The sequence below is a fragment of the Herbaspirillum lusitanum P6-12 genome, assembly GCF_000256565.1.
Lineage (GTDB): Bacteria > Pseudomonadota > Gammaproteobacteria > Burkholderiales > Burkholderiaceae_D > Herbaspirillum > Herbaspirillum lusitanum.
In genome coordinates this window covers 1-7,169 of the sequence record NZ_AJHH01000124.1, presented here as the reverse complement: position 1 = coordinate 7,169, position 7,169 = coordinate 1, and the positions used below count along the sequence as shown (strand labels likewise).

The window sequence follows — 7,169 nt, the reverse complement described above, 5'->3', positions numbered from 1 at the left end:
CTAGCCGTCATAGCCGACGCCGAAGACGGAGATGATTTCCAGCGCCGGGAAGCGGGCGATGTACTCGCGCGAGACCTTGGTTTCGCCCTTGGAGGCGATGCCGCGGATGGACGGCGCGACGGCGGCCAGGGCGGCGTCGCTCAACGTGGTGGCATCGTGGCAGGTGAAATGGTCTTGCAGGCGTTGCATCAGGTGCGGCGGCAATGCGGCGGCGATGAGGATGTCGGGACGTGCGGAAGTGGAAGTCATGGAATGGTCTTGATCGGTGGGTGAAGGACGGTTGGGAGCCGGCGCGAAAGGAAAAACAGCGCGCCGGTCCGGAAGGTGGTTAAAAACCCGGACGGAAAATGAACGAATCAGGCCGCGCACCAGCCGCCGCCGAGGTCCTGCAGGCCGCTGGTGATCGGCACGCTGTCGCCGGGGGCCAGTGGAGGGAGTTCGCGCGGTTTGCGGTTTTCGTCGGTGGCGACGTAGGTGAGGGTGGCTTCGGTGACTTTGACGACTTCGGCCTGCAGGCGGTTGCGCTCGGCGTAAACCTCGACGTTGACGGTGATCGAGGTTTTGCCGACTTTGACGATATCGGCGTAAAACGACAGCAGATCGCCGACGAAGACGGGGTGTTTGAACAGGAAGGAGTTGACCGCGATGGTGGCGACGCGGCCGTTGGCGCGCTTGGTGGCGGGCAGCGAACCGGCGATATCGACCTGCGCCATGATCCAGCCGCCGAAGACGTCGCCGTACACATTGGCGTCGGATGGCATGGGCATCACACGCAGATGCGGCATTTTGCCGACGGGCAGCGAAGTATTGTGCTGACTTGTCATTACGTTTCCTTTTGAAAGCGTGAAGTCCTGCGGACTCTTATAATGCGGAAGATCAGGGATAAGCTCCTAGTTTATAGGAGTCGCGGCGTCTGCGTGGCTCCTCCGCAAAACAAAAGCACAAATTTTTCCGGGCAATTTTTTCATGCGTCGATATCCGCCGTCCGCCGCGCCGCAAGCTGCGCGCACACCTTCCGTTCCCGCTCACAGCGACTGGCAAACGCTGGGCACCTTGCTGCCTTATCTGTGGACCTACAAATGGCGCGTGCTGCTGGCGCTGGCCTTCCTGGTCGGGGCCAAGCTGACCAACATCGGCGTACCCTTGTTGCTTAAGCAACTGGTCGATCGCATGACCATCGGTCCGGACAATCCGCAGGCCTTGCTGGTGCTGCCGCTGTCGCTGCTGGTGGCGTATGGGGCGTTGCGGCTGGCGACCACGGTGTTCACCGAATTGCGCGAGTTCATTTTCGCCAAGGTGACGCAGCGCGCAGTGCGGACCATTGCGCTGCAAGTGTTCCGCCATCTGCATGCGCTGTCGCTGCGTTTCCACCTGAACCGGCAGACCGGCGGCATGACGCGCGACATCGAGCGCGGCACACGCGGGGTATCGTCGCTGGTGTCGTATGCGCTGTTCAGCATCTTGCCGACGCTGATCGAAATCGCGCTGGTGCTGGTCTACCTGGTGCTGCATTACGAGATCTGGTTCACCGTGATCACGGCTGGCGCGCTGGCGCTGTACATCGTGTTCACGATCACCGTGACCGAATGGCGCACGCACTTCCGCCGCACCATGAACGACCTCGATTCGCGCGCCAATTCCAAGGCCATCGATTCGCTGCTCAACTATGAAACCGTGAAGTATTTCAGCAATGAGGATTTCGAAGCGCGCCGCTACGACGAAGGCCTGCAGCGCTACGAAGCGGCGGCGGTCAAGTCGCAGTCCTCGCTGTCGTTGCTCAACTCGGGGCAGTCGGCCATCATCGCCATCGCGGTGACGCTGATCCTGTGGCGCGCCACGCAAGGCGTGATCAGCGGCACGATGAGCCTGGGCGACCTGGTGCTGGTCAACGCCTTCATGATCCAGTTGTACATCCCGCTCAATTTCCTCGGCGTGATCTATCGCGAGATCAAGCAGAGCCTGGCCGACATGGAGCGCCTGTTTTCGCTGCTGGAGCAGAACAAGGAAATCGCCGATGCGCCGGATGCGAAGCCGCTGGCGACGAAGGGCGCGGCGCTGCGTTTTTCGCATATCGATTTCAGCTACGAGAGCAAGCGCCAGATCCTGTTTGATGTCGATTTCGAGGTCGCCGCCGGCACCACCACGGCGGTGGTCGGTCACAGCGGCTCGGGCAAGTCCACCTTGTCGCGCCTGCTGTATCGCTTCTACGATGTCGACGCCGGCGCCATCACCATCGATGGCCAGGACCTGCGCCACGTCACCCAGGCCTCGCTGCGCAAAGCCATCGGCATCGTGCCGCAGGACACCGTGCTGTTCAACGACACCATCGGCTACAACATCGGCTACGGCAAGCCCGGCAGCAGCAAGGAAGAAATCGTCGCCGCCGCCAAGGCAGCATATGTGCATGACTTCATCGAGTCGCTGCCGGACGGTTACGAGACCACCGTCGGCGAGCGCGGCCTGAAGCTGTCCGGCGGCGAAAAGCAACGCGTGGCGATCGCGCGCACGTTGCTGAAGAACCCGGCCGTGCTGATCTTCGACGAAGCGACTTCGGCGCTCGACTCCAAGGCCGAGCAGGCGATCCAGGAGCAATTGAGCGAGATCGCCGAAAGCCGCACCACGCTCATCATTGCGCATCGCCTGTCGACCATCGTCGATGCGGATCAGATCCTGGTGCTGGAACATGGGCGTATCATCGAGCGCGGCACGCACACCCAGCTGCTCGCGGCCGACGGCGCCTACGCCCAGATGTGGGCGCGCCAGCAGGCGCGCGAGGACGGGAACGAAGACGGCGAGGGCGCCGAACCGCTGTCGCCATCGCTGCAACTGGCGTGAACGACATGGCGCCGGGCATCAGAACATCACAATAACGACAACACGAGCGGCTCCGTCGTCGAGCCCTCCGAGGTGGGATAGAAAGCATGGAAACCAAGTGGCTGGAAGATTTCATTTCCCTGGCTGAAACGCGCAGTTTCAGCCGCTCTGCCGAATTGCGCCACGTGACGCAGCCGGCGTTTTCGCGCCGTATCCAGTCGCTCGAAGCCTGGCTCGGCTCCGACCTGATCGATCGCACGTCCTATCCGACACGGCTGACGGCGGCCGGCGAAGTGTTCTACGAGCAGGCCGTGGAAATGCTGGGCCAGATCAACAACACGCGTGCGCTGCTGCGCGGCAAGCGACCGGCGGCGCAGACCACCGTCGATTTTGCGGTGCCGCATACCTTGTCGCTGACCTACTTCCCGAAATGGCTCAGTTCGCTGGAGTCCGGCTTCGGCGCGCTCAATACGCGCCTGATCGCGCTCAACGTGCATGACGCCGTGATGACCATCGTCGAAGGCGGCTGCGACCTGCTGCTGTGCTACCACCATCCGCGCCAGCCGGTGCAACTGGATTCCAGCCGCTACGACATGCTCAGCATGGGCAAGGAAAGCGTGCGCCCGTATTCGCGCTGCGATCGCACCGGCAAGCCGGATTACGTGTTCCCGGGCAGCTCCAAGGCGCCGTTGCCGTTCCTGTCCTATACGCCCAACGCCTACCTCGGCCGCATGGTGGAGCTGATCCTGACCGACGCCAAGAAGCCGCTGCATCTTGAAAAACACTACGAAACCGACATGTCCGAAAGCCTCAAGATGATGGCCCTGGAAGGACACGGCGTGGCCTTCCTGCCGGAATCCTCGGTCACGCGCGAGGTGCGCAACAAGCAGCTCGCACGCACCGACGGCGCCCAGGGCGAGTGGGAGGTCGAGATGGAAATCCGTTTGTATCGTGAACGGCCGACTCCGCAACGCAGCGGCAAGGTGGTGGTGGCGCGCCTGTGGGATTACCTGCAGGAACTCGAAGAAGGCCGGAAGGCGGCTGTCGCGCGGACAAAAACGCCTCGAAAGCCGCGTAAAACAGGGCTTGAAGAATAACTATGCATGAAGCGCATAGTTGCATGCGCACAAAGCATTAGCTTTGCTGCATCGCATTGACCTACGATGGCGTCGCTGTCGATGGCGTGTCTGGATGTCAAGTTTGCGCGATGGTTTTGTGCAGGCGCATCCGCACTCCCGGCTGGATTTTCACCCGGCGGCGGCTGAAAAATTAAACAACATGGCGCGCCAATCCGGATGCTACCGGAGTACGATGGCGTAGCTTGAATTCCGCTGAATTCGATAAATTCCACTGAGTTCCGCGAGTTTGATTAATTTTTGCAGCAGCCTCGGCCAGCATGGCTTAAGCGCGGCAACATCAAGGAGCGATTGCATCATGTCGAACGAACCACTCAAGCAGCACGAAATCCCCTCATACGTAACCCCGCATGGCATCGGCCCATGGGGCGTCTATCTGGAACAAATCGACCGCGTTACCCCTCACCTCGGCTCGCTGGCGCGCTGGGTGGAAACACTGAAACGTCCCAAGCGCATCCTGATCGTCGACGTGCCCATCGAGCGCGACGACGGCACCATCGCCCACTTCGAAGGTTACCGTGTGCAGCACAATACCTCGCGCGGTCCGGGCAAGGGCGGCGTGCGTTTTCACCAGGACGTGACACTGTCTGAAGTAATGGCGCTGTCGGCCTGGATGACCGTCAAGAATGCCGCAGTGAACGTGCCGTACGGCGGCGCCAAGGGCGGCATCCGCGTTGATCCGAAAACATTGTCGCGCGGTGAGCTGCAGCGCATGACGCGTCGCTACACCAGCGAAATCGGCATCATCATCGGACCGAACAAAGACATTCCTGCACCTGACGTCAACACCGATTCGCAGATCATGGCGTGGATGATGGATACCTATTCCATGAACCAGGGCAGCACTGCATCGGGCGTTGTCACCGGCAAGCCGATTTCGCTCGGCGGCAGCCTCGGTCGCCATGAGGCGACCGGCCGCGGCGTATTTGTCGTCGGCTGTGAAGCCGCTGCAAAACGCGGTCTTGACATCAAGGATGCACGTGTTGCGGTGCAGGGTTTCGGCAACGTCGGCGGCATCGCCGCACGTCTGTTTGCGGAAGCCGGCGCCAAAGTGGTGGCGGTGCAGGATCACATCACGACGGTCGTGCGCGACAGCGGTCTGGATGTGCCCGCGTTGCAGGCGTATGTGGCCGAACACGGCAGCGTCCAGGGCTTCCCGGGCGCCGATGAAGTGAAGGATCGCGCCCTGTTTTGGGCAACCGATTGCGACATTCTGGTGCCTGCTGCTCTCGAGCAGCAAATCACTGAAGCCAATGCGTCGGTGATTCGCGCCAAGATCATTCTCGAAGGTGCGAACGGTCCGACCACGCCGGCGGCCGATGACATCCTGCACGACAAGGGTGTGTTGATCGTGCCTGACGTGATTGCCAACGCCGGCGGCGTGACAGTGAGCTACTTTGAATGGGTGCAGGATTTCTCGAGCTTCTTCTGGACCGAAGACGAGATCAACCTGCGCCTGACCCGCATCATGCGCGAAGCGTTCGCCGCGGTGTGGCAACTGGCGGACGACAAGAAAATATCGTTGCGCACGGCGGCCTTCATCGTTGCCTGCACCCGCGTGCTGCAGGCGCGCGAGATGCGCGGCCTGTATCCTTGATGCAGAACCGCATCAACGCATCAATGTAATCAGGCAGTATGCAATAACGCAGTAATGCAGCGGCACGGCAAGCGGAAGAACAACAAGATCAATATCTCCGCTTGTCGTGTGCAGTAAAAAAGATAAATCGGCGGCACGTTTTTGCAGTCGGGAATGGCGAGAAACGCAGGTGCGTTTGATCGCATTTTTTCCCGTTCCTGCAAACAAGCGATGCCGCGCGCGAAGGAGGAGACGTCCACGCCAAACACAAGCCGTCCACGCTGACATGCGTCATGCCGTCGATGCGCACCTTTCGTGCGTATCCTCGCGCACGGCCGAAGCACAGCGTGATGCGCGGGCAGGCTGCTTCTCCTTGTTCATGATTTTCCCGTATGCGCCTGCGGGCGCGGCTTTCGCTTGCACCCTGAAAGGCGCCGCCAGGGGAGCAAATGATGGAATAAGGGCTTGAATTGCCGCGCTGATCTTGCGATTGGAGACTTGATTTTCTGGCATGATACTTGCTCACTATAAATCTCCGATGCAGTACGTCGGCAAGAGGGCGCGCGATGATGACTCGATATGCCAGCCTGGCGACGACACGGTGGATCATCAAGACGGTCGTTCTCGGTTTATGCATGGCTTTGCAGATGCAGGCACGGGCGGAAGGAACGCTGGAAAAAATCCGGCGCACCAATGCGGTAGTGATCGCTTACCTGAACGGCACGACGCCGTTTGCGTTTCTCGGCGATGACAAGCTGGTGACCGGTTACACGATCGAACTGTGCAGGAATATCGCGGAAGGCCTGCGCAAGGAATTGAAGTTGCCGCACATGCAGGTGCAGTTCATGGAAGTCGATACGGTGACGCGCTTCATCGCGTTGGATCAGGGCAAGGCCGATCTGGAGTGCAGCACTTCCACGAACAATGCCGAGCGGCGCAAGATTGCTGCGTTCACGGTGCCGCATTTTTTTGCGGCGGTGCGCATGCTGGTGAAGAAGGATTCGGGCATTCGCAACTGGGAAGACTTGCGCGGGAAGACGGTCGTTGTGCCGCGCAACACGCCAATGGTGAAGTTGCTGGAACAGCGCAGCAAGATCCGCTCGCTCAATGTCCGGATTGTGGAAGTCGCCTATAACGAAGACGCGTTCGACAGCGTCGAGAAGGGCAAGGCGGATGCCTTCGTGATGGAAGATGTGCTGTTGCGGCGCTACCTGTTGTCGGTGCCGCAGCCGAAGAATTATCAGGTCGTGGGCGAGGCGCTGTCGCTGGAGCCTTACGGCATCATGATGCGCAAGGGCGATCCGGAGTTCAAGAAATTCGTGGATCTGCAGATGGTGCGGATCGTGCGGTCAGGCGAGATTTACCGGATTTACGATCGCTGGTTCGTGCAACCCATCAGCGCGAAAGTCCCATCGATGGACATGCCGATGGGCTTCATTTTGCGCGATACTTTGCGGTATCCCACGGACAAGGTCGGCGACGACTGAACATTGCGCCTTTTTGCTGCGATCGCGCATTTCGGCGGTCGGCGACGAGCGGGATGGTTTTTGGAAGCTAAGCTGAATTGAGCGCAAAATAGCCTCTTTTCAAGAATGAAGACTATTTTTGAAGAATGGCTTTTGGTACACTACGTAAAAATTTTT

General features: G+C 60.1%; 7 protein-coding genes. 4 read left to right on the top strand and 3 right to left on the bottom strand.

Annotation, left to right across the window (positions count from 1 at the left end):
• Both HLUSI_RS0104335 and HLUSI_RS0104330 read right to left on the bottom strand, forming a co-directional pair.
• Entirely contained in the window at positions 1-249 is a 249-nt protein-coding gene (locus HLUSI_RS0104335) for a Rossmann-fold NAD(P)-binding domain-containing protein (protein WP_016832815.1), read from the bottom strand.
• A gap of 107 nt (positions 250-356) precedes the next feature.
• Positions 357-824 carry an acyl-CoA thioesterase gene (locus tag HLUSI_RS0104330; RefSeq protein WP_016832814.1) on the bottom strand — a complete coding sequence of 156 codons (468 nt, stop codon included), beginning with the start codon at positions 822-824 and terminating at the stop codon, positions 357-359.
• A gap of 142 nt (positions 825-966) precedes the next feature.
• On the opposite strand from HLUSI_RS0104330, the gene HLUSI_RS26905 reads away from it, so the two are divergent.
• From HLUSI_RS26905 to HLUSI_RS0104315, 3 genes are all read left to right on the top strand, one after another.
• Positions 967-2,835 carry an ABCB family ABC transporter ATP-binding protein/permease gene (locus tag HLUSI_RS26905; RefSeq protein WP_016832813.1) on the top strand — a complete coding sequence of 623 codons (1,869 nt, stop codon included), beginning with the start codon at positions 967-969 and terminating at the stop codon, positions 2,833-2,835.
• A gap of 86 nt (positions 2,836-2,921) precedes the next feature.
• The gene (locus HLUSI_RS0104320) at positions 2,922-3,911 is read left to right on the top strand and encodes a LysR family transcriptional regulator (protein ID WP_016832812.1); all 990 of its coding nucleotides are present in this window, start codon (positions 2,922-2,924) and stop codon (positions 3,909-3,911) included.
• A gap of 337 nt (positions 3,912-4,248) precedes the next feature.
• Entirely contained in the window at positions 4,249-5,547 is a 1,299-nt protein-coding gene (locus tag HLUSI_RS0104315) for a Glu/Leu/Phe/Val family dehydrogenase (protein ID WP_016832811.1), read from the top strand.
• Between the two features lie 12 nt (positions 5,548-5,559).
• Here HLUSI_RS0104315 and HLUSI_RS32365 read toward each other — a convergent pair whose 3' ends face one another.
• Positions 5,560-5,814 (bottom strand): hypothetical protein, encoded by a 255-nt coding sequence (locus HLUSI_RS32365; RefSeq protein WP_157137741.1) that lies wholly within the window; start codon positions 5,812-5,814, stop codon positions 5,560-5,562.
• Positions 5,815-6,092: 278 nt separating this feature from the next.
• Here HLUSI_RS32365 and HLUSI_RS0104310 point away from each other — a divergent pair, with 278 nt between their 5' ends.
• Positions 6,093-7,013: an amino acid ABC transporter substrate-binding protein gene (locus HLUSI_RS0104310; protein WP_050977630.1), complete on the top strand. Its 921-nt coding sequence runs from the start codon at positions 6,093-6,095 to the stop codon at positions 7,011-7,013.
• Positions 7,014-7,169: the final 156 nt, after the last annotated feature.

Excerpts from the sequence above, each read along its gene's own strand:
- HLUSI_RS0104335 (WP_016832815.1), bottom strand. The coding sequence starts at position 249 with ATGACTTCCACTTCCGCACGTCCCGACATCCTCATCGCCGCCGCATTG.
- HLUSI_RS0104330 (WP_016832814.1), bottom strand. The coding sequence starts at position 824 with ATGACAAGTCAGCACAATACTTCGCTGCCCGTCGGCAAAATGCCGCAT.
- HLUSI_RS26905 (WP_016832813.1), top strand. The coding sequence starts at position 967 with ATGCGTCGATATCCGCCGTCCGCCGCGCCGCAAGCTGCGCGCACACCT.
- HLUSI_RS0104320 (WP_016832812.1), top strand. The coding sequence starts at position 2,922 with ATGGAAACCAAGTGGCTGGAAGATTTCATTTCCCTGGCTGAAACGCGC.
- HLUSI_RS0104315 (WP_016832811.1), top strand. The coding sequence starts at position 4,249 with ATGTCGAACGAACCACTCAAGCAGCACGAAATCCCCTCATACGTAACC.
- HLUSI_RS32365 (WP_157137741.1), bottom strand. The coding sequence starts at position 5,814 with ATGTCAGCGTGGACGGCTTGTGTTTGGCGTGGACGTCTCCTCCTTCGC.
- HLUSI_RS0104310 (WP_050977630.1), top strand. The coding sequence starts at position 6,093 with ATGATGACTCGATATGCCAGCCTGGCGACGACACGGTGGATCATCAAG.